Annotated in this window: 20 protein-coding genes; 6 read left to right on the top strand and 14 right to left on the bottom strand. The window is 56.0% G+C overall.

Annotated elements, in window-relative coordinates:
• Positions 1-215: 215 nt before the first annotated feature.
• Together AB1644_04435 and AB1644_04430 are read left to right on the top strand one after the other, a co-directional pair.
• Positions 216-2,423 carry a tail fiber domain-containing protein gene (locus tag AB1644_04435; GenBank protein ID MEW6050295.1) on the top strand — a complete coding sequence of 736 codons (2,208 nt, stop codon included), beginning with the start codon at positions 216-218 and terminating at the stop codon, positions 2,421-2,423.
• Between the two features lie 9 nt (positions 2,424-2,432).
• Positions 2,433-2,990 (top strand): hypothetical protein, encoded by a 558-nt coding sequence (locus AB1644_04430; protein MEW6050294.1) that lies wholly within the window; start codon positions 2,433-2,435, stop codon positions 2,988-2,990.
• A 64-nt stretch (positions 2,991-3,054) separates the two neighbouring features.
• Here AB1644_04430 and AB1644_04425 read toward each other — a convergent pair whose 3' ends face one another.
• From AB1644_04425 to AB1644_04415, 3 genes are all read right to left on the bottom strand, one after another.
• Positions 3,055-4,284 (bottom strand): multiheme c-type cytochrome, encoded by a 1,230-nt coding sequence (locus AB1644_04425; protein ID MEW6050293.1) that lies wholly within the window; start codon positions 4,282-4,284, stop codon positions 3,055-3,057.
• Between the two features lie 445 nt (positions 4,285-4,729).
• A complete protein-coding gene (locus AB1644_04420) occupies positions 4,730-5,713 on the bottom strand; it encodes an HD-GYP domain-containing protein (GenBank protein MEW6050292.1) in 984 nt (327 codons plus the stop codon).
• Positions 5,714-5,866: 153 nt separating this feature from the next.
• Positions 5,867-6,487: a hypothetical protein gene (locus tag AB1644_04415; protein MEW6050291.1), complete on the bottom strand. Its 621-nt coding sequence runs from the start codon at positions 6,485-6,487 to the stop codon at positions 5,867-5,869.
• A 385-nt stretch (positions 6,488-6,872) separates the two neighbouring features.
• On the opposite strand from AB1644_04415, the gene AB1644_04410 reads away from it, so the two are divergent.
• Positions 6,873-7,082, top strand: a complete 210-nt coding sequence (locus AB1644_04410; protein MEW6050290.1) for a hypothetical protein — start codon at positions 6,873-6,875, stop codon at positions 7,080-7,082.
• Positions 7,083-7,242: 160 nt separating this feature from the next.
• Positions 7,243-8,811 carry a YCF48-related protein gene (locus AB1644_04405; GenBank protein ID MEW6050289.1) on the top strand — a complete coding sequence of 523 codons (1,569 nt, stop codon included), beginning with the start codon at positions 7,243-7,245 and terminating at the stop codon, positions 8,809-8,811.
• Positions 8,812-9,278: 467 nt separating this feature from the next.
• Here the strand turns inward: AB1644_04405 and gyrA are convergent, their stop codons facing one another.
• Positions 9,279-11,708: a DNA gyrase subunit A gene (gyrA, locus tag AB1644_04400; protein MEW6050288.1), complete on the bottom strand. Its 2,430-nt coding sequence runs from the start codon at positions 11,706-11,708 to the stop codon at positions 9,279-9,281.
• A gap of 380 nt (positions 11,709-12,088) precedes the next feature.
• Between gyrA and AB1644_04395 the strand changes: the two genes are divergently transcribed.
• A complete protein-coding gene (locus tag AB1644_04395; GenBank protein MEW6050287.1) occupies positions 12,089-13,288 on the top strand; it encodes an OmpA family protein in 1,200 nt (399 codons plus the stop codon).
• A gap of 325 nt (positions 13,289-13,613) precedes the next feature.
• Here the strand turns inward: AB1644_04395 and AB1644_04390 are convergent, their stop codons facing one another.
• The 10 genes from AB1644_04390 to AB1644_04345 form a co-directional block, all read right to left on the bottom strand.
• Positions 13,614-14,057 carry a DUF3788 domain-containing protein gene (locus AB1644_04390; GenBank protein ID MEW6050286.1) on the bottom strand — a complete coding sequence of 148 codons (444 nt, stop codon included), beginning with the start codon at positions 14,055-14,057 and terminating at the stop codon, positions 13,614-13,616.
• Positions 14,050-14,439: a DUF2007 domain-containing protein gene (locus AB1644_04385; GenBank protein MEW6050285.1), complete on the bottom strand. Its 390-nt coding sequence runs from the start codon at positions 14,437-14,439 to the stop codon at positions 14,050-14,052. The genes AB1644_04390 and AB1644_04385 overlap by 8 nt, the downstream gene beginning before the upstream one ends.
• 89 nt (positions 14,440-14,528) lie before the next feature.
• Positions 14,529-14,759 carry a helix-turn-helix domain-containing protein gene (locus tag AB1644_04380; GenBank protein MEW6050284.1) on the bottom strand — a complete coding sequence of 77 codons (231 nt, stop codon included), beginning with the start codon at positions 14,757-14,759 and terminating at the stop codon, positions 14,529-14,531.
• Positions 14,749-15,540, bottom strand: a complete 792-nt coding sequence (locus tag AB1644_04375; GenBank protein MEW6050283.1) for a hypothetical protein — start codon at positions 15,538-15,540, stop codon at positions 14,749-14,751. Before AB1644_04375 ends, AB1644_04380 begins: the two co-directional genes overlap by 11 nt.
• Before the next feature lie 162 nt (positions 15,541-15,702).
• Complete coding sequence (locus tag AB1644_04370) at positions 15,703-17,379, bottom strand: hypothetical protein (protein MEW6050282.1); 1,677 nt, start codon at positions 17,377-17,379, stop codon at positions 15,703-15,705.
• Between the two features lie 227 nt (positions 17,380-17,606).
• Positions 17,607-19,421: an OPT/YSL family transporter gene (locus tag AB1644_04365; GenBank protein MEW6050281.1), complete on the bottom strand. Its 1,815-nt coding sequence runs from the start codon at positions 19,419-19,421 to the stop codon at positions 17,607-17,609.
• A 104-nt stretch (positions 19,422-19,525) separates the two neighbouring features.
• Positions 19,526-22,198 carry a hypothetical protein gene (locus AB1644_04360; protein MEW6050280.1) on the bottom strand — a complete coding sequence of 891 codons (2,673 nt, stop codon included), beginning with the start codon at positions 22,196-22,198 and terminating at the stop codon, positions 19,526-19,528.
• A gap of 174 nt (positions 22,199-22,372) precedes the next feature.
• On the bottom strand, positions 22,373-23,278 hold the full coding sequence (locus AB1644_04355) for a hypothetical protein (GenBank protein ID MEW6050279.1): 906 nt from the start codon (positions 23,276-23,278) through the stop codon (positions 22,373-22,375).
• 121 nt (positions 23,279-23,399) lie between these two features.
• Positions 23,400-24,446, bottom strand: a complete 1,047-nt coding sequence (locus tag AB1644_04350; GenBank protein MEW6050278.1) for a hypothetical protein — start codon at positions 24,444-24,446, stop codon at positions 23,400-23,402.
• Positions 24,447-24,686: 240 nt separating this feature from the next.
• On the bottom strand, positions 24,687-25,613 hold the full coding sequence (locus AB1644_04345) for a hypothetical protein (protein ID MEW6050277.1): 927 nt from the start codon (positions 25,611-25,613) through the stop codon (positions 24,687-24,689).
• A gap of 243 nt (positions 25,614-25,856) precedes the next feature.
• Here AB1644_04345 and AB1644_04340 point away from each other — a divergent pair.
• Positions 25,857-25,981 (top strand): transposase (locus AB1644_04340; protein ID MEW6050276.1); only part of this gene is annotated, 125 nt, incomplete at its 3' end.

The following is a 25,981-nucleotide window of genomic DNA, read 5'->3' as shown; positions in this document are numbered from 1 at the left end:
AACACGTTTTTCCCTTGACAAAGCCCGGACAAAACGGTAGACTATAAGAAAAGGGCTTTCAAACGATCGGGCTGATCGTCAAAAATATCCTGGTTGCCAGGAGGGGAGTTTATGTCGCCTTAGAATTCATCGGAGCGGTTCGCGTAGACCGCATTCCCGTTATTCCGTCCAAACAACCATAAGTACCCAATCACGGGAGGAGTATCATGAACCGTATGCCCAAGTTCGCCGCATGCCTGGGACTCTGCATTCTCTCAGGCATACTGTTAGCAGCCACGCCAAATCAGATGAATTATCAGGGGCGTCTCACCAACTCTGTAGGCGTGCCCATAGACCTCCAAACCCCGATGACGTTCTCCATTTTCGCTGACTCAAGCGGTGGCCTGCCCATCTGGACTGAAACTCAGGACAGTGTCCTTGTCCGCAATGGCCTGTTCACTGTCAAATTGGGCAAAGTGAACCCTGTGTCTGACACGGTGTTCAAATCTGACCGCCGCTGGATGGAAATACAGGTCGGTGCCGACAGTCCAATGAGTCCACGTACACTGTTTGTATCTGTGGCGTATGCATTTCGTTCAACGTATGCGGATAGCTGCAATTTTACGCCGACGACTGATACCGTCTGGCAGGTAAGTAATGGAAACGTCTATCGCTTGACGGGAAATGTAGGGATTGGGACTACTACACCAACCACCACCCTTGACGTAGCCGGTACGGGCCGATTCAGGTGGTTTGCAGAAGTACAAGATGACGGCAGTCGCGGGCCACAGTTGTCACTCTTAAATAGCCTGCCGGGCGGAAGGCAGTATAGTGTATCTTCCGGAGAAATTCCGGGCAACCCGGGGAATTTCGACATCGTCGATGAGAGTGCCGGTGGACTATCACGCCTCACCATCGTGCCAAGCGGAAACGTCGGCCTCGGAACTCTCACCCCAGAGCGAACACTTGACGTAAACGGCCGGGCTCGTGCCATCTCCTTTGGGATTGGTCCATCGACACCTTGGGCAGATAACGGTATCTACTTGGACGCGGGATCGCAGGAGACGTTTTTGTGGTGGGATAACAGATCTAACTGCGGGTTCTACATGTCACAAGGACAAGGTACAAACAAGATGTACCACCGCAGTACTGGCGGAGGTAGTACAGAAGAATGGAAATGGGTAAGCGCTGGTCTTGGAGACCTGTTTACAATTGGCCCGAGTATTGTGTCCAACCGAAATGTCGGCATAGGCACAACAGCGCCCGACAGAAAATTGACCGTGGTCGTGCCTGCAGGCGTTAACGACGTTGCGAGATTCAGAAGCGACAATGGAAATTCTGATCTGATAATAGGCACTGCTGCAAATCAAGTATCGCAAATTTACACTCTTAGCGGGCAAGGACTTTCAATCGGTACTGACGGTGGACTTGAACGTGTAAGAATCAGCAGTTCAGGTAATGTCGGCATCGGCACAACCAACCCAGCCTACAAGCTAACTGTGTCAGGTGGCGCCATCTCGCTTGATGCAGATCAGCCCCTTCGAGGAGCAGACAAGTGGATCGCGTCAAGCAATGGTACCACGACAACATTCGGTTCAACGGAGCTTGTTGATCTGCAATTTGACGCTGGTGCTTCAAACCGCATGGTCATCAGAGCAGCTTCAGGCAATGTCGGCATTGGAACGACTGCTCCGGATGCCAGACTGGCCATTTCGGCGGGCAATGAAGCAGCAGCCAGCGTTCGAAACGGGAGTAGTACATCGGTCGCACTCTGGAGCTACAACTCTGCTGGAACGGCAATATCATGTGGCACGGGAACAGCGTCTGCGTATGCTTTCCAAGCTATCTCCTACAATAATCAGGCTTCAAGTCCCGCGATTGCCTGTAATGGGCGACTCGATGCCACTGGCCCAATCACCGCCAGCTCAAACCAGAACGGGGTAAATGCTATAACGGGGACCTCATCAGGAAGCTATTCGGGTGTCGCCGGAATTAGCACTGGTGGGGGCAACGGTGTATACGGCTCGGCACCCGGTCCCGGCTATGCTGGGTCTTTTGCAGGAAATCTTTGTTATACCGGGACGTTTGGAGCCTGTTCCGATTCACACTATAAGAAAAACGTCCTTCCGATCGCTTCCAGTCTCGACAAGATTGCGCGACTTCAGGGGGTGACCTACGAGTGGCGCAGAGACGAGTTCCCCTCGAAGAACTTCCCCGAAGGTCGACATCTCGGCTTCATCGCTCAGCAGATGCAACAGGTCGTTCCCGAAGCTGTTTCGCAGGATCCCGATGGATACCTGGCGGTCGACTACGCCCGACTCTCAGCCGTCCTCGTCGAAGCCGTTAAAGAACTAAAGACACAAAACGATGAACTCCGTAGCCGTCTCGAAAAGTTGGAACAACGCACCGCCCAATTTGGCCACAAGCCCGAAAACACTCGATGAGGTGACACCATGACTGCAAAACACTTGATCGCATCGATTGTCTTTTGGCTCATGTGTTGTGGCATATCGGCGGCCGGCGAAGTGCCGACCGCCAGCACTCGAATCGATGTTCCACCGAAAACTGATTCTGCGGGGAAGGCAGTAATTACTCAGGCATCAATTTCTATTCGCCCGGACTCCGTTCCACCGCTCATGTGGCAGGTCATGTCCGATGCTGGCTCCGAAGCCAGTTCGCCCATGTATCGCCTGAGCGGCACTGGCGGCCAGACAGCGGTGGAATATTCGTCGTTCGGCTGCTTGGGAAACTATCACGGATTCTGGCAGAACTTCGCGGGCGTATGTTGTCATGGCATTCGCGGAAACGTTGACTACGATTTCGGCGATGTTGTAGACATCTCGGATCTCACGTACCTGGTCGACTGGCTCTTCTTAGTCTGTTCGGCGATCCTCCCGTGTCGGGAAGAAGCAGACATCAATGGGGACGCCGTGCTTGATATCAGCGATTTGGCAGTACTTGTAGATTGTTTGTTCGGTTTCGGTACCTGCGATTTTCCCGCGTGTCCGTGAAATGCAAAACAAAAGGGCAGGATCGGTGTCGAGCCTGCCCTTGACGAGAATTGACGATTTGGAATCAGATCTTCTTGGAGCGGAGTTCAGCGGCCATTTCCTTGATCTCGGCCAGGTCGCGCACCATCTCACTCCAACCGTACCACAGCGCATAGTCCGGGTTGGCATGAAATACCCCCTGGAACGCCCGCATCCGATGCTTCAAATGCATCGTGAACAGCCTCTGTTCGATTACGGTAGGGGCGTCGTGGAACGCCAGCAAATCCGGGAAAGCATAGGCGTAGCCGTTCGGCTTGGGAATAATGCCGTCCTGATAAAGCCCGGCGATTATTCGAATTGCCTCGGCCAGGAGATGATCGATTTCACGAATCATGTCGTCCCCTTTCTTGAGTTCCCCTTTCGCGAAATTCATCGAATGGCACCGGTTGCAGGTAGTGAGCATCTTGTTCCGCTCGGCATCAAATGCTTCCTGCGTCAGACGGGCGACATCGGCCGCTTTCACCACATCGAGGCGAGCGGTCGGCTTGCCCTCGGGATCAAGCACACCGAGCGCCTGCAAAATCGTAACCTGGTCTGCTTTCCATTGCGGGTCCTCGGGTAGCGGCAGGCGAACCGCCAAAAAGCCCCACGCCGTGCGAACCTCGTGATTCCCCTCGGGCATGTGACAAGTCTGACAGGTCGGAGCTGCTGCTGAGGACGGGAGAATCGCCTTCTGCTTTAGCTCATTCCTCACACCGTGTTTCGATGATGCATACATTTCCCACTGCGGATGGTCAAACCCCATGTGGCACGTTTGACACGCCTGCGGCTGCTTGGCTTCCTTCACAGAGAACGTGTGGCGCGTATGACAGGCATCACACGAGGCGATCCCGAAATTGTTTCCCTCGGCCCGAAGCGTCTGGATATCGCCATCGGTCTTGAGACCGATCTTGTGACATCCTCCGCACCCCTTCATGCCGTCCACAAGGGCCATGGGCAATTCATGTGTCGTCGGCATTGCCTTATAAGAGGCCCAGCCAAACGCGTGTTTACCTTTGCTGAACTGTGTCACCTGCGCCTCGTGACACTGAGCGCAGGTCTGGGGCGTAGGAATCTGCACGTTCGCGACGTCAGCGGCTGACTGGTGCCCGCTGCCATGGCAGACAGAACAGGTAATATCATTCTCTTCGTGTTTGCTGAGTTGCCAGTCGGTCACAATGTTCGGTGTTGTTTGTGTGTGACACTCCACACAATTCTCGGCCGCGAATAGCGACGTCGCCGTCAGAACCAGAAGTGTCGTGAGTACCCAATGCATCATATCACTTGTCTCCTCCACGAAAATACAGTCCCTTGATCTCGACTTATCGGCAGGGGTAGCCCGGCTGCCTGAGATAGTATCGTAATTCACAAAACTGGGCGATTTGACTCAAGTCAATTCTCCAAACAATTGGCGGAATCGGCTGCGGCACCCGGTTTGAAATTCGCTTGCTGGGCATCAGGGGGGCACGGTTCATCTCGGGCCGGGCCGCATGCAACGACAACTCCAAGTGTCATCTTCAGTACCGGCAAGATCGACGCCGAGCGTCTCAACATGAAAGCTCCTCCTCTTGCAGGTTAGACTTTCCCTGTGTTTCGGGGTCGGCTATCCGTGACACTGCCCGTTTGTTCATTGCGTTCAGAGGAGGATATACGAACATAAGTCCGTTTTCAACAACACCTTCGGGAATTTCAGTCCTAAGCGGAAAGGCTGCGGGCCAGTTTCAGATGTCGGTCAGACCGCTCGGGCCCATCAGCTCGACAAAACTCCGGAGCAGCTGCTCGTCGTAGGCCCCCTTCAGCGAGAACATGATCTTGAGCGCCGGGAATGTGTCCATCGCCTTCTGATACACACGCTGGGTGGTCATGGCGTCGAACGAATCGGCGATCGCCACGATCCGCGAATAGATATGCATGTCATCAAGCGACAGGCCCGATGGGTACCCCCGCCGATCCCCTCGCTCGTGATGCTGGAGGACCGGGTAATAGCTGGGCTCGGCTACCAGAGCGGTCTCCTGGAGAATATCCACGCCCCACTTGGGATGTTTCTTCATGATCTCGAATTCGATCGGCGTAAGCGCCGAGCGCTTGTTGATGATCCGGTCGGAGATCTTCGACTTGCCGATATCATGTAAGAGCGCCCCGACCCCAAGTTGATTGAGAAACTGCTCGTCTTTGAATCCCATCTGTTGGGCCAATGCAATTGAGAACGTGCAGACGTTGACGCTGTGGGTGAACGTGTAGTAGTCGAACGACGTGATCCGAAGCAGATTCAAGAATGCATCCCGCCCTCTGAGAATATATTCGACTGTGTTTTCCACCAGATTCTTGGAGCGGTGGATATTGTCGCCGAACGTCGGGTTACTCAGTACATCCTTGACCAGATTGGTGGAGGTATCGTACAGGATGGCCGCTTTTTTCTCTTCCTGGATGGTCGGGTCGACCAGGATCTTGTCGAGATTCCGCTCGATGTACTGCTGGTACTCTGCCTTCTTGTCGATCGGGACATAGAGGCGGTCGACACGGTTCTCAAGCAGTTTCTGGCGGGTCTTGTCCGTAAACGAGAGATTGGGGGAACGGTACAGGATCAGATCGTTGTTGACCTGCAGGTACAGATCGAAATCCAACACTGAGTCCACCCGGAGCGAATCCAGATAGATGGGCAGATACTTCTGTTCGACCCTGTTCTTGACTGCTGTAGAAGTCATGGGACCATATTTCCGGTATGTCCGGCGCTTACAAACTATACCCGGTTGCTTTCATCTGAATATCGGCAGACGACCGACATGACTAAACAAATTCCCCCGGTCCAGGCGGGACCGGGGGCTCACGGAGAGTTGGAGGGCTCTGGCTCTATTCTCTTAAGAACCAAGATTTCGTACGGAGTGGATGACCGACTGCAACGAGCCGGTGATATCGGTCAGTATCCGCGAGTACCGTTTCAACAGTTCGGAATACTGCCAGCGCATTTGAAACGCCTGCTGGGGAAAATCGAACAGCTCAAGCAGCGTAATCTTGTAGACCTCGTCAACGTACTTGATTACGTAATACGGGTACTCCGGAATATTGGGATCCTCGACCTCCCCTTTGTTCAGGCGGTCGCGGTACACCTCGATCTTCTCCAGCACCACCGTCCCGAAGCACCAGGGAGTCATGATCACCCCGAAATTGGAACCATCGGTGTAGAACCGGAGGATCGTGCGCATGAGCAGATCGATGATCACCAACCGGGCGCGGTAATAGGCGACCGTCTCGCCATGCTCGTGGGAAGTCCGCGCTAATTTGATGCGAGCGGAGTCCCGTTCCCGTTTGGCCTTGTCGTAGGTCAGGCTTAGGAACCCGTAGTAGTCCTCAAAATACACCTTGCAGTTCTCGGAAAGGGACATGATGTAGAAGCCGTGGTCGTCCTTGCGCACTTTGGGTTCATGCGCAGCGGCGAGTCGCTCGTTGGAGAATCCACGCTGAAATTTGCCGTCTAACATGCTACCACCTTCTGGTTCCTTCGTCTCTGACTAAGCTTTGAGCATACGCTGTGCCGCAGTCAAACGGCTCTTTCTGACCGCGGACATGCACCCCTATCTGCATGCCGGACAGCGAAAAGCTGCAGCTCGTGGATTGGGAATATGGTTCGCAGACCAGCCGCCAACTAAGCAACCGGCTGCGCTCTTGCAGACTCTGTCGAGATTGCTGCTATGAAGTCGACCATGACGGGGCGGGACCCCCTATCGGGGACGTCCGCTCAAAAAATGCACTTTTCAGGTTGGCAGACCCGCTTTCCCTCAATCCGCGCATTTCAACCGACCGATAACAGAAGGTGAAAAGCCCACACATCCATGTCCAGCAAGGGAGAACCGATCCGGAGGAACGATGGAGGAGCACAGAAAACAGGACGACAAACGGACAGAATCGACCATGCCCGCAAGTGGCTCGGACCAGCCTCGGAGCGGTCATGGACGGCCCAGCCTGCGAGAGAAAGCGCCCCGTGGAGGACACCGCGTCTGGCGCCAGCATAAGCAGTTGCTGCAAAACATGGATATTGATGACTTGAGGGACTACCTGCTGGATACGGAGATGTAAGCGCCGGACCGAAAAACGCGCGAGATTGACTCACGAGCAGATTCCCACGGCACGGCCGTCTTAGCCGCCGTGCTTTTTCTTTTGACAAATTGCCGCTGTCATCGTAGTAAGAGGATGGACACGATGTGATTCGGTGCACTCGTCTACGAAGCAGGCAAAGATGGCGCGTAAGCTCACAACTCTCGGCATCGTCGGACTTCTACTTGGCCTCGGTTGTTCCAACAGTCGAACCGTTAACTCCGATCAGGCCACCATCAGCCTTTCGCCCGGTTCACTGCATTTTGTCGCCAATGCCGGTGGCGCCAACCCGTCCAGTCAGGTTGTGGCAGTCACCAACAGTGGTACCGGCTCGCTGACCTACCAGGTCTCCAACAAGGCGTCGTGGTTGGAAACCCAGACGCTTGGCAGTGCACCTGATACTATATATGCCACCGCCTATGTCGGCAGCCTGGTTTCCGGCGAGCATTACGACACCATTGTCGTGACGGCAACGAGCAAGGCGAGCAATTCCCCCCAGCGCATACCGGTCCGATTCACCATCTCCGGTGCGATCGGGATCGCTCCCGAGGTGGTGAAATTCAGCATGTCTGCGGGCGGGCCACTCCCACCGGCGGAAACACTCTACATCACCAACAACGGCGGCGGGCCACTTGATTTTACAGCCACAGAGTCCGCACCATGGTTGACCGTGACGCCAACATCCGGTTCGGCTCCCGACACGGTCCTCGTCGGACTGGACACTACCGGGCTGCTGTCGGGCGTATACGGTCATGACCTGGTCTTCACGTCGGCCCAGGCGGCCAATTCCCCCTTCGTCGTCCCGTGCTCACTGACGGTCATCGGCTGGACTCAGCAATACAGCCTGCATTCGTTCGATTTTCGCGGGCTTACATTCATTGACGAGTTGCGGGGATTCGTGGTCGGGTTCATTCCCAACGCGCCGGATCCAACGGGCGTAATGCTCGGCACCAAGGATGGCGGCGCTACCTGGAATCAGGTCGGACCGAGTTACTCCGGCACCACACTAGGAGGGATTGACTTCACGAACAGTACCTATGGTGTCGCGGTCGGAGATAGCGGCAAGGTGTTGATCAGCGCGGATGGCGGCGATCACTGGGAACCCCACACGTTTGACAAATCCTGGATGCTGTGGAAAGTGGACATGTTGACGCCGGACACGGGTTATGCGGTCGGGCGGTCTGGTTTGATCATCAAGACCATCGATGGCGGCCGCGGCTGGACACCGCAGAACTCCACCGTCACGACGTCACTGGCTGACTTGCAATTCTTTGACACGCAGGAGGGGTTTGTCGTTGGTAATAACGCCGTCATACTCCACACCACCAACGGCGGGCAACTCTGGGAGGCAGTGCCATCCGGCGTGGGGGCCAGCCTGTGGGGAGTCTCATTTGTGGACCGGCAACATGGGTGGGTTGTTGGCGACAGCGGAAGAGTGCTGGTGACCACGAACGGCGGCACCAGTTGGACACCGCAGACAAGCGGCAGCAACATCGAGTTTCGATCGGTCCAGTTCGTCGACTTGAATTATGGCTGGGCGGTGGGACCGGACGGGGTGATCATTCATACGCAGAACGGCGGTGCCACCTGGCAACAGCAGATTTCCGGGACAGACCAATGGTTGTTCGGAGTCCACTTCCTGAATAACCGACGCGGCTGGGCGATCGGCGCGTACGGCACGATCATCACCACCTTCAGCGGCGGACGATAGAATCGGAACACTTTGGATCCACTGACGGCCGGCTTCGTTGCGCTGAGCAGTGTTGAAACGCGGGTAAAGCCGTCAGGTGTCACTCCTGTGAAAACGGCAATCAATAGCCGTGGCTATGGTTGGATTCCCGCGTGCGCGGGAATGTCAAACTCGGCCTCGGTGATGCGGTAGGTCGGGTTCCGAGCCCGCTTCGGGCGAGAAACCCGACATCTGTTTTGTCAATCAAACATAACCCAGAATGCGGGCCCCGGTCTGGACCCCAGCTTTCGCTGGGGTGACACACTCGGGCGGGCTACCCCACCGCTTGAGGAATGTTGAAAAAGTGGCGGGGCACACGGCCGCACCTCAATGCCGGTATGCTGTGTCATAGTCGCGCTGAGCGGAGTCTGACCCGCCGCAAGCGGCGGGGTACCTCACGGCCGTCGTCCTGAGCGCAGACGAAGGATTGCGGTGAGAGCAAATTCTCCCTATTCCTCTTTCGCCACCCTCGCGACATCAGTCACCAGGTCATCCTTCCCCAGCGCGATTAGCCGCACCCCCTGCGTGTTCCGCCCGATTACTTTTATCTGGCTCACGGCTTGACGATTGGTGATCCCCTTCTTGGTGATCAGGATCAATTCGTCGTTGTCCAGCACTTCCTTGATCGCCACCACGTCGCCGTTACGGTCGGAGGTTTTGACATTGATTATCCCCTTGCCCCCACGGTTGGTGACACGATAATCATCGATCGAGGTTCGTTTGCCGTACCCGTTTTCCGTGACGACCAATAGTGTGCTGTCGCGGCGTACCACGACCATGCCAACCACATAATCCCCCTTGGGCAGTTCGATTCCTTTCACGCCGTACGCTGTGCGCCCCATGGAACGGACTTTATCCTCGCTGAATCGAATTGCCATCCCCTTGCGGGTGGCCAGGACGATCTCGTAGGTGCCGTCCGTGATCGCCGCCTCAATCAGCTCGTCGGTCTTTTCGGCGATATCCATCGCGTTGACACCAACTTTACGCGGATTGGAGAAAGCATCGAGACTGGTCTTCTTGATAACTCCCTCTCTCGTCGCCATCACGACATATTTGTCCGCCGGGAAATCCCGCACCTTGCAGAACGCCGTGATCACTTCCTCCTGCCCCATCTCGCACATGTTGACGATCGGCTTCCCTTTGGCCATCTTGCCGCCGGTGGGGATCTCATGCACTTTCACCCAGTAGCATCGTCCGCGATTGGAGAAGAACAGGATGTAGTCGTGTGTCGAGGCCACGAAGACGTGCTCGGCAAAATCCTCTTCCTTGGTCTCGATCCCGATCACACCCTTGCCGCCCCTCTGCTGTTTGCGATACGCCGAGACGGAAAGCCGCTTCACATACCCCAGATGCGAGATCGTGATCACCATATCTTCCTCGGCGATCAGGTCCTCGACCGACAACTCCTCGGCGGCATCCTGGATCTCCGTCCGGCGATCATCACCGTACTTGATCGCCAGTTCGTTGGTCTCGTCCTTGATGATCTTCATGCGCAGGTCTCTCGAGGCCAGGATCGCCTTGTACTCGCTTATCCGTTTGATCAACTCCAGATATTCATCCTCGATCTTCTGCCGCTCCAGTCCGGTCAGCCGCTGAAGACGCATATCGAGAATGGCGTTGGCCTGAATCTCGGAAAGTCCGAACGTGCTCATCAAACCGGTCCGCGCCGTGGAGACATCCTTGGATTTCTTGATCAGCGCGATCACCGCATCGATATTGTCGAGCGCGATCTTGTACCCCTCAAGTATATGCGCCCGTTCTTCCGCTTTGCGCAGATCAAACTGGGTACGGCGCACTACCACTTCGTGACGGTGCTCGACAAACGCCTGGATCATCTCTTTGAGCGAAAGCAGCTTCGGCACGCCATGATCCAACCCCAGCATCGTAACCGAGAACGTCACCTGCATGGTCGTGTGGGCGTACAGTTGATTCAGGACGACCTCAGGCGGAATATCCCTCTTGAGTTCGATGACAATCCGCATGCCATCGCGGTCGGATTCATCACGCAGATCGGAGATCCCCTCGATCTTCTTGTCGCGCACCAGGTCGGCTATCTTCTCAAGCAGATTCGCCTTGTTGACCTGATACGGAATCTCGGTCACCACTACGGCATCCTTGCCGTTTTTCATATGCTCAACAAGCGCCTTGGCGCGGACCGGAATATGCCCCTTGCCGGTCATGTATGCCTGGCGAATTCCCTCGCGACCATTGATAATACCGCCGGTCGGAAAATCGGGACCCGGCACCAGGTCGATCAGATCGGAATTAGTGCACTCTTCATTGTCGATCACATGTATAATCGCCTGCACGATCTCGCGAAGATTATGCGGCGGAATACTGGTTGCCATGCCCACCGCAATACCCGATGTGCCGTTACAAAGTAGATTCGGAAATTTCCCCGGCAGCACTTTCGGCTCCGTCAGCGTCGAGTCGTAGTTCGGCATGAAGTCTACCGTCTCTTTTTCGAGATCGGCCAGCATCTCCACCGCCACCGGTGTCAGACGAGCTTCCGTGTACCGCATGGCTGCCGCATCATCGCCATCGATCGACCCGAAGTTCCCTTGTCCGTCCACCAGCGGATACCGCATGTTGAAATCCTGCGCCATGCGTACGAGCGTGGGGTATACCACCTGCTCGCCGTGCGGATGATAATTACCGGAGGTGTCACCCGCGATCTTGGCGCACTTTCGGTGCGCCCGCCCCGGCATCAAATTCAGATCGTTCATCGCCACCAAAATGCGCCGGTTCGAGGGTTTGAGGCCATCCCGTATATCCGGAAGCGCCCGGTTGGTGATGACTGACATCGAATAATCCAGATACGAGGACTTCATCTCCTCTTCGAGGTAGACTGTCTCGATCCGTTGTCGTTCCAGTTCCATGGGAGCCCAGCTCCTTTATGCTAAATCGTTCATCTTCACTAACACACAGTGGCTCGTAGGTCGGGTTCCGAGTGCGACCATCACCGAATTTTACATCGCGCCACTACTCGCTCGACCAAATCCTCGCCAAAGTCCTACTCAACTCCAGCGAGAAACCCGACACGGGTGCTATGTGGACATCGGCGACTCACCAAGATACTCTTTTCATAGCCATTGGGCAACCAAAACTCGGCATAATGGAGCAATATAACATTATGCAGCGCAATAGAATACAGGCAAAAACACATATTGCCCGCGGGTTGGTGTTGACTAATCGCCCGACAGCACATTAAATATGGGCAGTTTTCGACCAAATATATCCAATAGCAAAGGAAACCCTGATGAACCTGACTGAAAAGGGAGAAATGTCTATGTACGGAAAGCAGATTATCAGAGCCGGGCTGCTGGTACTGCTCGCCTGTTTTGTGCTCGCCGCGCCTGCCGCTCGCGCAATCGACAGCGACGGCGACGGCTTGCCTGATGACCTGGATCGCCGTCCGCATGTCGCCTCGTACTTCATGGCGCCAAGCTCCGAGCGCGCGAATCCGGCGATGCAGCCTGCCACGGTGGACAGCGATGCCGATGGCGTGCCGGATATGAACGACAACCGTCCGTATCTCGCGGAGTATATCAACATGCCGGCCGGGCCGCGCGTGGATCCGACCACCCAGCCGAACACCGTCGACTCCGATATGGATGGAGTCCCTGACTATCTGGACAATCGCCCGTACGTGCTGGAGTATTACATGGCGCCCATGGGTCCGCGTGTCGATCCGCTCCAGCAGCCGCCTGATGTCGACTCCGATCAGGACGGTGTACCCGATGTTCAGGACAATCGTCCCTATGTCGCCGAATATTATAAGCCATTGGTGGCAGCGATGGTCGAGAAACCGGTAGTCAAAGAGACCCCGAAAGACAGTGATGGCGATGGTGTCACCGATGAAGCAGACAAGTGCCCACGCACTCCCGCTGGTGTGCGAGTTGACGCCAGTGGATGCCCGATAGACTCCGATGGCGATGGCGTGACCGATAATCTCGACAAATGCCCGAACACGCCGACCGGCGCTCCGGTCGATGCGGTTGGCTGCCCGAAGGATTCCGATGGTGACGGTGTGGCCGATTATCTGGACAAATGCCCCGGCACTCCGGCAGGGATTCCGGTTGATGAGACCGGTTGCCCCAAGATCATCAAGAAGGGCGAGAAGATAACACTGCACATCAACTTCCCGACTAACTCGTACGAGATCGATCTTGGCTCGCAACGGATTCTCGATGGTGTCGCGCAGACAATGCAGTCGTTCCCGGAGATCAATATCCGTGTCGGTGGATTTACCGACAACACCGGCGGCTCCGGCTACAACCAGCGTCTGTCCGAGAACCGCGCCAAGGCGGTCGTCTCATATCTTGAAGGCAAAGGTGTACCGAGCAATCGGATGTCCTCCAAAGGCTACGGTGAGAACCCGCAGTACTTCATCGGCGACAACAACACTGATGAAGGCAAAGCCCAGAACCGCCGCGTGGAGATCGAATCGGTCGAATAATTCGACACATTACATCTTCGACACCTTACATTGTGTGTGACATTTACTGTGCCGTCAGGCGTCCCCGCCTGACGGCTCCCTATGTAATAACACTGTGTGCGATATGCAACAGGCGCGGCCCCCCCGCGCCTGTCTTCTGTTTGTCTGGCGCATCGTAGGTCGGGTTCCGAGGTCGCTTCGACCGAGAAACCCGACACCCACAAATTGTCATTCCAGCGGACGCGGGAATCCAACAATACCATAAACCGCACACGTCCTCGTGTGCCGTTTTCAATTCGTGCCGCACCTATCAGGTGCGAACTTTGTCGTACTTCCCCGTCAATCATTACCCCCGCTTCGGCCTCCTCTTGATCAACAACAGTCGCTCAACATCGGCCAGCACCTTGTCGCTGTCGACCAGCAGTCCAAGCCACTTGCCGTCGGCGTATGTTTTCGCGGCGACATAATCTTCTCGTGCATGAGAAACGAGTTCGGAAATGGTTGCTTCTACTTTCGCCCGTTCCTCGCCTCCAAACACGATCAGAATGCGAAACTGGTTCTTCTCCGGTATGAGCGTGCAAAAGGACTTCGACTTCTTATAGCGGAGCCCCCACCCGTACTTCTTTCCCCCGTAGAGCCATTCGGGTGAGAATACTCCCGGATAGTTCTTGTCGATGAATGCACCGATCCGCTTCCAGCGCTTGTAGCTCCTGGCCCCTACAAAGGAAGCTACTTGCCGTGGATTTGGCTCCTTGCTCCCGTCGAACAGACGCACTCGTTCTTCACTCATGTGCTTCTCCTTCGCTTCCCCCCATCTCCCCCTCCTCAGGCAGCGTCTCTAACAGCTTGACCGCTTCCTCGACATCGCTTTCGCGCACCAATAGACGGCTGTCGACTATCCCGCCCAGTGCGTCCCCCTGCGTGTAATAGTCGATCCCCGCGCTGTCCAGCACCGAGCGCGCTATCAACAGGATCGAGAGATTATTGGTGGTGAGGATTGTCACCAGCTCCTGGTATTCCAGTTCCCCCTCTTCTGATTCATCGAGCTCTGGCTTAGGCTCACTGTCGGCATCCGCGGGTTTGTCGGGTAGATAGGTCACCAGCCACACGTCGCAATCGGCGCACTTATAGGTCCCCTCCCGATACTCGGCGTGACATTTAGGACAGATCATCGATTCCCCTATCTTTGTCGCCAAAGATATGCGGCAGTCTGTAGCAGTACAAGGGCAAAGCGGTGGTTTTGGGGGGTTCCGCCTCCCCCTCAGGTCTCGGCGCCTTCGCCGCCAAGCGCATCACCCGCCTCGATGATCTCGCGGAACCTGGCGTCGATATGAGAAGCGAACCACCTGTCGATCATGGACTTTCTGAACCGCCACTCCTTGCCCAGCTTGGCGGCCGGAATCCGCTTCTCCTGTGCCCACGTGTAGATCGTCTGCGGCTTCAGTTTCAGATACGCGGCGACTTCTTCGAGCGTCATGATGTCAGTGTCCATAGAGACTGTCGCTCCAGTCTACAGGCATGCGCGTGGTGTCGGCGGGAGCAACATCCGTAGGTCCGGTTTCCCGGCGGTTGTGCGGTGTCTGGTCGGCATCGGCAAGCTGCTTGACGGAGTAGATCACGGCAGCGTAGAAATTCCCTTCATAGGTGCCGAAAAGCTCGAACGGCTGCCCCTGTTTGGCGATGAATGGTCTCAGGTTCCACGCCAATTGAATTCCGACAAAGGCAAGGATCATCACCCAGACGCGAAAGACGACGACGCCGTTTCGGGGATAGATATCCTTCTTCTCGCACGAAAATTTGAGCGCCTGGACGATCGTGTTCATTCCAAACACGCCGGCGAACACCACGACGGCTATGTGCAGGAGATGCAGGAAATAGTAATCGCTGCCGGTCAACAGGAAGATGATCACGATCGGTACGAACGAGAGCATGATGGCCGACATGAGAAGAAATCCCGAGAGGATCAGCGGGGCCATCTGGATCAACTTCAGTCGCGAGCCCAAAATGAACTGAACGATGAAGAAAGCCGGGAAACAAATCAGAAGCGAAAGCATGACGAGCGCGGGCAGTTTGACACCGGCCACCACTGCCTGCAAGGGGCTGTGGTAAGCACCCATCACCACGCCATAAGCAAAAAGAAACAGTGTCAGAAGCAGAATCTGACCATTAATGCGCGCCTTGGTACCGTCGGCATGCAGCAGTCTCTCAAAGTAAGCATCGGTGTTGACCAGCGACGGGAAGGCATCGGACGAAAACAATGCTCTGAGTCCCATGGTAACCTCCGTTGGTTGACTCTTGACTTCAAACAACGCAGAAAAGAGAGACTTTGCAAGCGTTTTCTACTGTTTATTACTATTTATGTATGTTTCTTATGTCGAATTGAAGGGCAAGATGGGGGGCTTGTGGCTTTGAATAATCGGAATCGGCGGGTGAGGTCATCGTTGAGCCAGCCTCAGCCACTTCGCGATCGCCGCCATGTGGAACATCAGGCCTGTTCCCGCGATCTCCCCCGTGGCGATCTTCTGCATGGTGATGGCCGCGGCCGCCTCGTCGAGAATTCCCCCCTGGCGCATCATCTCACACGCGACGTCGCGAAGTGCCGCGCTCTGACGCAGCCACACACCCCAGCTGTTGGCATCCCGCGCCTTTCCGCGGAGCTGCCCGCTCAATCCGGGAATGAACAGACCGCGCCCTATGAGCTGCTGCGACAATTGATGACGCAACGGGGGTGCATTCAACGGCAACAACGACGCGCCGTACGGGATCTTTCCATAGGCCGGGTAATAGGTGCGAAAAATTCGGATGATCGGGCGGTTGAATGACGATACCTGGAGCGGGATCCGCCGCTGCAACTCGAGAAAACCCAGGTCCGAAGCAAACGGATAATACGGCTGCACGAATGCGCGGCACATGGTCCCTTGATGGATGATCGCATGCGCGCTCCTGTTTGCCAGCATGAACCTGCGGCGCAACAGCCCGAGCGAACCGTTGGCTGGAAGACAGCGACGCAATTCCGCCATCAGGTCCTCGCGGATAGCGTCGTCGTGATCGTCCAACGTCGCCAGAAAATCGGCGCGGATATAACCGGAAAGCGCCGACCGGACGTTCGGATCCTGAATATCGACATACAGTCTCCCCGCGTACCGCTCCAGCCCCACCGAGTCGACCGTGTCATCATGGTAAATGGTGATGTGCCGGAGTATCCGTCCCATCATTCCTGCGTATGCCGAGCTCCGCTGGTGGTAACCCCACCCCATGAACGTGTCCCCCAGGAGTCCGTCCATCACACCCTCGTGACCGTTTTCAGCGATCCGTTTGGCGGCGATATATCGGTCCGGAAACACGATCAGGCCATTGGTATCGAACATGCTTTCGATATGCGAGGCCGCTTCATCGCCGTGCGGCCAGATATGGATCCACTCCGAGCCGCGAAGGCGGGCTACTTGTTGGGCGATCGTAAACTCGTGCGAATCAGGATTGCCGTACGTGTAACACGGCGGATCATACTCTGTCGGCCAGGCGGCAAGGAGCAGGCGCGAATCCTTTCCCGCGCTCATGAAATGAGCCGGATGCGGATCGATCTGACCCAACTCGTCAAGAGACTGTTTCAACGCGGAATTCAACTGGTCGATTGACGGGTATTGTGCTTCGGGGAGTTTGTCGATTGGCGAAGGAGGGCGTGTCAGCCACGCTACTTCGCCGCTGTCGTGATCGTATTGCAGACAGACATTAGCGTCAAGCAGGCGCACCTCGCGCAAGAAATAGCGGGACCCGAACGAATAGCCAACCCGCATCCATTCGGCACACGCCAGCCAGTCGAACGTGTTAGGTAGCAGGTGCGAACGCGCGATCGCCACCGGGTTGGAAGAGAGGACATGCAGATCTCCGAAGGTCCCATGATAGAACGGGATGGAGGCCAGATGATCGTTCGCCACGTGGGTGCGACGCCTCGCCAGGTCGGATACGATCAGGTTATAGCTGCCGTATCGGATGGCCCCAAGTCCGGCCGTTATCCCACCGCTCCGAATCAGATCGGCCAGGTAATGGAAATGCTCTGTCTGGGTTCGCGAGGCCGGCAGATTTTCGCACAGAAGATATCCGTCGACCGACACGAAAACGTTGCCGTCACCAGACCGCGCGACTGATCGCGATGCTTGTCGTGGCGAAGGGGCGAAAGTTGCTGCGAGTATATCAGGAGATGGACGTTCAAGAACCAGGTCTGCCTGCAGACGCCACCACGAAGTCAGCGCCTCGGGCGATATTCCTGAGGCTTTTGGGCCCAATACGACAAACTGACCATACATCAGTGCAGCCTGTTCTCAGCCATGCGTCTCGACCTCTAAAACACTCCAAAATAGAACAACAGCGGCAAAAGCAGGCCGGCGATCAACGCTTCACCACCAATAAACCCAGAGGCGACAGTGACATAATTCCGCTCATACGTGGCAGGAGACATCTTTTGCCAGATCCACGCTAAGATCGCGCCCAGCGCTATGGGAAGATTGAGTGTGCCGGGGAGGATCAGGGCAAAGCCGAATCCCGCCGCGCTTGGCAGCCAGTGCCATCCGAATTTGTTTTTGCACAACGCGATCACCACACCGGCCACCGCGGCGATCACGGTCCACTTAAGCGCCCCGGGCGGAAACGCGGACACCCCTTTGGACATCAGAACCGCCATGTTGGCCAGTTTCAGCCCGGTAGGGGCGGCGAGACCATCACCGCCGAGACCGTATCGCGCGATCAGAAGGGGATACATGAACGCCACCGAGGCGGCGCCGATCGGGACGGCGAAAAACTGTACCCACGTCAGCACGCGCGGTGTCGAGCCGACCAGCTTACCGGTCTTGAACACCTGCATGAGTCCTTCGCCTTGCGAGTTGATATTGCCGGCCATACCGGCTGCTACCAGGTTGTGGCCGATAGCCGGTGAGAACGCCCGAAAGATCGCCTGCAGTGTGTTCGCCATGAGCGAAACCGGGCCGTTGTTGGTCTCCCCCAGCACTCGCACGCCGACCAGAATGAGCGGAAAACCGGCGATAACAGCAGCGATCGTTTGCCACCAGGGCATGGCGAAATGGGACATTTGCACAAACGCCAACAGCAGCGTGAACAGCGCACTCATGATCATGATAGTCCGCAAAGAAACATCCGTCCGTTCGTGTCCCGCCGCCTTAGGCGCGCGCAGCTCGCGAAACATGGTGACAATCGAGCGCCATTTCAGGATGACGGCAGTTAGCGCGGCGGTGATCATGACCGCAGTTGCGGGCCACATGAACCAGAGCATGACGATCGGAAAATGGTTTCCATTGAGGTAGTTGGCCATCTGCCCGCCGTGCTGATGCAGGAACTCCCGCTGAACGTCGGAGAGTTCACTCACCCCGATAAGCGCTTGTGCCTGATCCCAATACTGGGAGGCGATGCTGTTCTGCACAATGAATAGCCCGGCCTTGTCCATGACCATCGACCCGAATATCCAGACCACCATGGTGCCAAGAAGCATCGACAACCCCACGTTAATGCCGATCAGCATGCCGGTGCCGATGTTCAAGACGCCCCATTCGATTCCGATGCGATACCGCATGGCGAGTCCGAGGGTGCCGATCCAGGTCAGACCATCGCGGAGAAACGCCACGACCATACCGATGACGGCACTGAAACCAAGTACTTTGAACTTCGCACCTGATGCGGCTCCCTGGTCGAGCACATTGATCGTCTCGGCGGCGGCGACACCGTCAGCGAAGATCATCTCCGGGTCGTCCACGAAGTATCGCCGAAACATGGCCGACATGAAGACGCCGATAGCGCCTGAACAGGCCAGCCAAGTGAACATATCCCAAGTGGAGATCGTAACTTTGACATCTACCGACTCATTCATCGCCAGGTAACCGAATGCTGCCGCTACCACGCACATGAAGGCGGTGGAGACTGCCGAGGTGGCCGCGGATTGGATGATGTTGTTCTGAACGGCGTTGCGCCCGTGAGTGGCACGGGCGGTTATGGCCAGGAAGATCGCTCCCAGAAACGCTGCGATGACGCTCATGTTGGGACCCATCCCCAGTTTGAGGACGATGTACGGATAGGCCATGGAAACCACGGCCGAGACGACGACAGCGCCGACAACAGATTGCCAGGTGATTTCGGGTCGTTGTGTCATTCGGACCTCTGTATGAAAAAGCGGTGCATGACTTTGGTGAGATAGTAGGCGAATTGTGAAGAGGAAGTCAAGTGTTGAGGCGAAAACGCTCGCCCGGTCGGTCGTTACATGATAACGACGAGCTTGCCGATGGTCGTGTTGCCGCGGTCGTCCTCAACCGTCCAATAATAGATACCCGAGACGATCATCTGCGTGTTCCGGGTGATCATGTCCCAGGTTTCGTGGGCGGCCATGGGATCACCCGGCGCATAGTTGTGGTCGAGCGCTCGTATCAGGTCCCCGTCGAGGGAGAATATCCGAATAGTGCACTTGGGCGGCAGATTGGCGAAGTTGATGGCTCGCACACGATCATTGGGGCGATCTTCGCGGCCAACACCTTCGTAGCCGCTTTCGCGATAGCGAGCATCGAGGCGATACGGGTTCGGATAGACATAGATCGCGCGCGTGCCATCGGGTCCCGGCTGGTCGGTCCCGTCGGGATACCCTTGTATGGGATTGATCGTCCTCGAGGATTCGAGCGGTCGAAGGCCGGATTGCGGCGACCCGAAATCGAACGCCGTCACGTTCACGTAGTATGAAATGCTCGGCAAGAGTCCCTCGATGGTGCACTCGTATTCATAATACTTGAGGTATCCATCCTCGGTGAGTTGCTCCGGCCGGGGCGTTTCAAACGGCGATGGCTCCGGCTCGTCGGGATAGATCTTGCGTATTGGCGTGGTCACACCCAGTTCGGAGGCGTTGAAGTCGTGTATGGTGAAATAGAATGCGGAATCCAGTGGGAAATTCGGATGAACGTACGGGTCATCCGGTCCCCACTTCAAGGGATTAAATGTCGAGTCGTTGCATCGATCCAGGCCGGAACCATACGCGCAGGCCAGGACCTCACGAGTCATCGGTGGACCGGTGAGGTCGTAACCTGGCTGCGGCTTTCTATTGGCGTTGTACACCCACTTGTCGTAGTTTTCGCGATCGTACGAGGCCGTCAGTGAATAGCTGCTTTCACGATCATCGCGCGCGAAATAGACGCGGTACCCCTCAAAATCCAGCAGCCGGGAGAACACATCGCGGCTCTGCTCAGAGGCCTGTCCGTTGAAGCGAATGCGGAAGCCATTGGGTATCGGATAGACCCAAGTCTTGGGCGGCATCGGCGGGGCGGCCCCTTTGAGATCGGGAATACCGTCCCCTTCGTACCAGGTCGTTTCGGCAGCCGTGGTCACCCAGCGACCATCGACAAATTGCGAATCGAGAGCGCAGATGACACTCTTGCCGGCGTACCCGTCGTTATCGGTATCGACTCCGGGATTGTCATACACCCAGGACGCCCACACCGCGTTCTTAGCGAGCGGCACGAAATCAAGCCCTTTGTAGAATTTCGTCGGATTATATATGAAGCGAATGTTCCGCTGGAGATTGTACTGATCTAAGTGGAGGTTCGTGCCGCCCACATAAGCCCACGGCACCATGATCTCGTGTCCGGGGCCAAGCTCGAACGGTCCCACGGCGAGCACGAACTGGCCGTCACCACCGATCGACAGCGCCCGGGCGTTTGACTGATTCGGATAGGTCCAGTAGAGGTCGGTGGCGGAAACGCGGTAGTTATATACCTGATCGTAGTCGATCTCGCCGTTGGTCATCATGTGGTACTTGTTTCGATCGCCGATCGGGGTGCCGGTCCCACTCCCCATGTACCGGAACTTCTCTTTGGTCTGCGGTCCGAAATCCAGCGCCGGATTGTAATTGGAGACCCACCAGTTGAACGAGAGGTTCTTGGTTTCGGCCAGCCCTTTCAGAAACCGCACGCCGGTGACATTGGGCACCAGCGGAATACCACCGGAGAAATCACCGTCGTTGTCGGCGGTCCAGGCGAGGTTGATCGTATCCTCGAACTCACATGCGGTGTAGCCGACCGACAGCGTGCGAAGCATGCCCGTGATATCGTCACGACCCTCAGTGATGATCTTTCCCGGAGGCGGGTACTGCTGGGCGAAGGGATTCAGACGGTCCTGGTGCACGTCAAGATCCATGTACAAGCCGATGTAGACGTCTTTCAGCGTCTTCTTTCCTTCGTTGCGAATACGGGTGTCGAACAGCACAAAATCATCGGCGTACTCATACGACCAGGCGTACGAGGTCTGAACGACTTTGATCGGCAGTGGTGCATGGGCCCGACTGTCGATAGCATCGAACGATGGATATCGCACGCCCCTGGTGACACTGTCATAGAACACCGCGACATAGTCCTGCTCGGACACCGCGTTTTCGAAATCGGGCCACTCCTGGCGGAGGGTTGAGCGGCGGGTGATGTTCCCCAGCGGAGCCGGCAGCGGATTCATTTCGCGGTTGCGTACGATAACATCAGCACCGCACGAGACAAGGGTGTCCCGGCCAACGACAGCACCTACCCACAAGCCGCCTTTGAACATGTGGATCGATTTGGACCCTTTGGGGTACTGCCCGTTAGGGATCTTGAGTCCGGTGAAACAGTCCGTAAAGGGCGTTTCATCGGCCGTACCTACACGACCATAGTTCGAGACAGGAAAAACGATCCGCCCGATATTGTGAGCGGTGAGGCAGTAGGCCGGTCCGGACGCATCGATCTGCTCCGGCTCCTCCTTCGGGCCTATCGCCGACGGTTGCCCTTTGTATATATCAGGTATCGTGTCCTCATAATATCCGCTGTCTATCGGATTGATGAGGGAGTCATCCTGGCTGCGAACCGGGCAGACCATGGCCAGGACAATTAGAACTAAGAGCGAGCCTCCCCATGGTGAGCGCAAAGTACTGAAGCTCATTCGAGGCAACGATTCAAACCTGTCATTTCAAAGTACAGCGGTCGAAGGTATGTCGGCGGGAAGGAAAAGACAAGGGGGAATGCGGAGTTTCACGGTCGTTGAATCTCTGCGGTCAGATACCGGCGGAGTATCGTTAACGAAGGGTTAGCGTGCCACCAGCTACGGGCAGGGCCCCGGTCCCGTACCGCCGAAAAAGAGGTATGATACAAGAAAGGTCAGATCAGATATGTCGACACCGGCGGCGCCGTCGAGGTTGGCCTCCTCGGAACATCCCAAAACAGCGGACCCGCCGAACAGATAATCGACCAGAAATGTCAGGTCGCTGATATCAATTGCTTGCGCGGCATCTGAATCGACATTTCCGGTCAAACCCACACAGCAGCCGGCAGTGTCACCTGACGCTCTCGGCTGACCCATCCCCCATACGATCAGGTTGCCTGGAATTGGAGGCGCAAAAAAATGATTCCACCGATACCATTGCGCTGACCAGTACCCCCAGTTGAGGCAGGAATCGCCCGGCATATCACTATCGAACATGACCGACGGGTAGACCGCCGAAGTTGCGCCATTGTAATAGATGGAGAGGTAGAATGGTCCGTTAACCGTGCACAGTGTCGACAGCGTGACCGAACCGACATGCGGCAAAGCGAACCCCGCCGAATCCAGGAGTACCTGCTGACTGCAGATAAGAGCGCCAGGACCCTGGCACGATCCGGATCCGGCTCGATTCCACACTTCGAGATCGACACTCACGGGCCACACCGCGCCGGCAACCGGGAACAGCGACAGGAGGATCTGGGTGACGTCGAACGGATATGTCGGCGATGCTCCGCATGCTGCCGGGTCGAGATAGGTGACGTATCGCTCACCGGCGCCGATACCGCTGTAATAGGCAAGTGCCGTATCATTGTGGTTCTTCAGTATGCATGGAGCCGATACTTCGGCTGCTTCCTGAATCTGAAGCCGCTGGGGCGCGCTCTGGCTCAAATGACGCTCGACGCCACGAGCGTGGATGCCGGCGCAGACCAACATTACAAGAACCACGTGAACGAATTTGCGCTTCATGGCATCAATACCTTGTGGCTGCCTCAGTAGCGTTCAGCCGAACGCTGGGGCTGTTCGATAGCACCCCGCGTCGGTCCAAATATAGCGTATAATAGTCTCTTTTACATTGCCTGTCAACGAACTATGGACAAGCTGCGGGTGATGGTCCGCTGAAGAAGAGAAACTCCACCAGCCGGCTCAAGTCGCCAATGTCAGTCATGCCGCCGCCATCGACATCCATTTCCTCATCACAGCCGTATGGTCCCCCGCCGTGAAACAGATATTCGACAAGGGCAGTGAGGTCGGATACATCCGTGACGTCGTTCATGTCGTTGTCGACATTGCCACGCAGGCCACGACAGCAACATCTGGGCGGATTGAGACAAACACACCGTTGGTCCGGAGGCGGCGGCTGCGGCCAGGACATGATCTGGTCGATATCGTCCCAACCAACACAGCAATCGAAATTGACGTCGCCGTTGTATGGGGCGGTCAATTGTCCGGCACCAATGCGTACATAATCAATCAGTTCCGAAAGGTCGGCGATATCAGAAGTGCCATCCCCCTGAACATCACCGGGCACCATTGTCACACAACCCTCGATTGCGACAGAGCCCTGTTCGTACAAGACGCAAGTCGTATCCACGTAGCCCGGGTAGCATATCAGATTCCCTTGCGGATCGGAAAAGCCGGTGTGTTGTGGGTCCGTAATGATGAACACATGGACAATCCTGTCAGAGAGGGTATCCGGAACAGGAAAGGTCAGGAATGGAATTCGCACCAGGAGCGATTCCTGCGACCGGGGCGGCAAGGGAGGCGTGACCGGAGGTGCAATCAGATCGGCGAGCGCGATGATCTTGATATCGGTACCCTGTCCTCCTATCGATCCCGTATTGACGTATTCCCACCCGGAAATCAGCGTACCAACCGTATCGGCTCCGGCAAAATCAGGGAAATAGATCAGGTCCGGTCGGTCAAGTTGCAGCCCAATTGAGAATCCAGCAACGCTGTCGATGCGGTTGGTCAGGTAAATACTGAGCATGCCGCCGGAAGAGGGATAGGCGGAGGTGTCGTTCACGCGGACGGTGAGATCGTACGATTGGGCGCAGAGCGAAGCACCGATAAAGCCAAAGGTGATGAACGGCATAAGGGCCGCAGCTTTGGCCATGTGTGCCAGACGATGGGACATAGCGTGCTCCTTCCTGAGGGAGAAGGTTTCTGTGCGACTACAATCCCTTAGCGAGTAATAATGCGGCCTACCTTAGAAGCAAAATCTATTAGAGTTTTTTCACTCGGGCGAAGGATACCGGAGCCCGATATTTCATACGAAGTATGCGGAGAATCCGATGCTTTGTCAAGGGAAAACGGGTGGCTTTGATTCGGCCGTCCTGGCGTCCTCCCCCAGGGCGGCCGATACAGATCGTCATGCTTACGGGCAAGACGGTAGCGGAATACTGAAGCAGATGAAATCGATCAGCGCACTCTGATCTGAAATGTCGATACTCCCTCCAGGGTCGGCGTCGACATTTGCCTCGGCCCGACAAATGGGGTCTGGTCCGTCAAGGAATAAAAAGTCGACCATGTACGACAAATCCGAGATGTCGACCAAATCCTGAGGATCGTAATCCACGTTCCCGGTTGTGCCAATACAACAAGGTTCATCGTTGATACCGTGTTCATACCAGATATCTGCCATCGCCTGAGTGTGACCCAACGGCGCACTTTGTTGGAACCAGGCCGACCAAAACTCCTCAATGTTATCTGGATGATGTCCAGAAATGTTACGGTCCATGAGAGTCACAAGGATATCACCAATGCCATCGCTGAGAGTATCGCCGATGCCGTCTGCATGGTGGGGGTACACCATCTGACCAAAAGTGCTGTGGTCATCAGATTGCGAGTCGTAAATATCCCAGAGAATCCCTGCTACGGCAGCCTCCACCTGCGCCCCCCAATTGTTGGCCGAAGAGTCTACGAAGCCATCAAAGCCCCACTCGCCGTTTTCCACGTTTCGCCCAAAACTCTTGGTGAAGTTGCGAAACCGGTTCTGGAGAAAAGGAGATCCCTTTATCCAAGCAGCCACGAGATGTGCAAATGCCTCGGTACCAGCGGTTTCCAGCGAGACAGTGTCTCGCCATGAATGTACTGAATCGCCACCATCCATGAAGTGGAACACGTCACCGATCCAATGTCCATACTCATGCCAAATCACATCTTGATCAAAGTCATCTGGGCCGCCCTGTGCTTCATCAATAGCATTGCTGACATAGAGCGTCTGAGTATTGGGGTCATATGCAGAAGAGCGTTCGTTTGTTACGACAACGTGCAATTGCCCAGGCGATGGCCTGCCGGTCATCCACACACCATAAGCATCCTGCAACCCACTTATCACGTAGAATCGACCACTATGTAGCTGTGGGATTGCGATAGTTGTATCATAACTCCCGCTACGGTGGTTGTAGGAAATTGGGCTATCAAATACGTCTGGCGGGCCGTTAAGGGTCTGGGTAACATAGGCGGCGGCGTTCTCCGGGTACACGCGGAAGAAGATGTCCTTGACCTTGCCCCGGTTTAGTGGACACAACGAAAGGATGGGATTATGTTCCTGTCCGGAGGTGTTCAGATGTCTGGAGAGAAACGTCGGAGGTATGACCGGGAGTTCAAGCTGGAAGCAGTACGGCTGAGTTTGGAGCCGGGTCGGAGTGTGGCCGCGGTGGCCCGCGA

It is taken from the genome of Candidatus Zixiibacteriota bacterium, assembly GCA_040753875.1.
Classification (GTDB): Bacteria; Zixibacteria; MSB-5A5; order GN15; family FEB-12; genus DATKJY01.
This window is presented reverse-complemented; position numbering and strand designations above follow the sequence as displayed.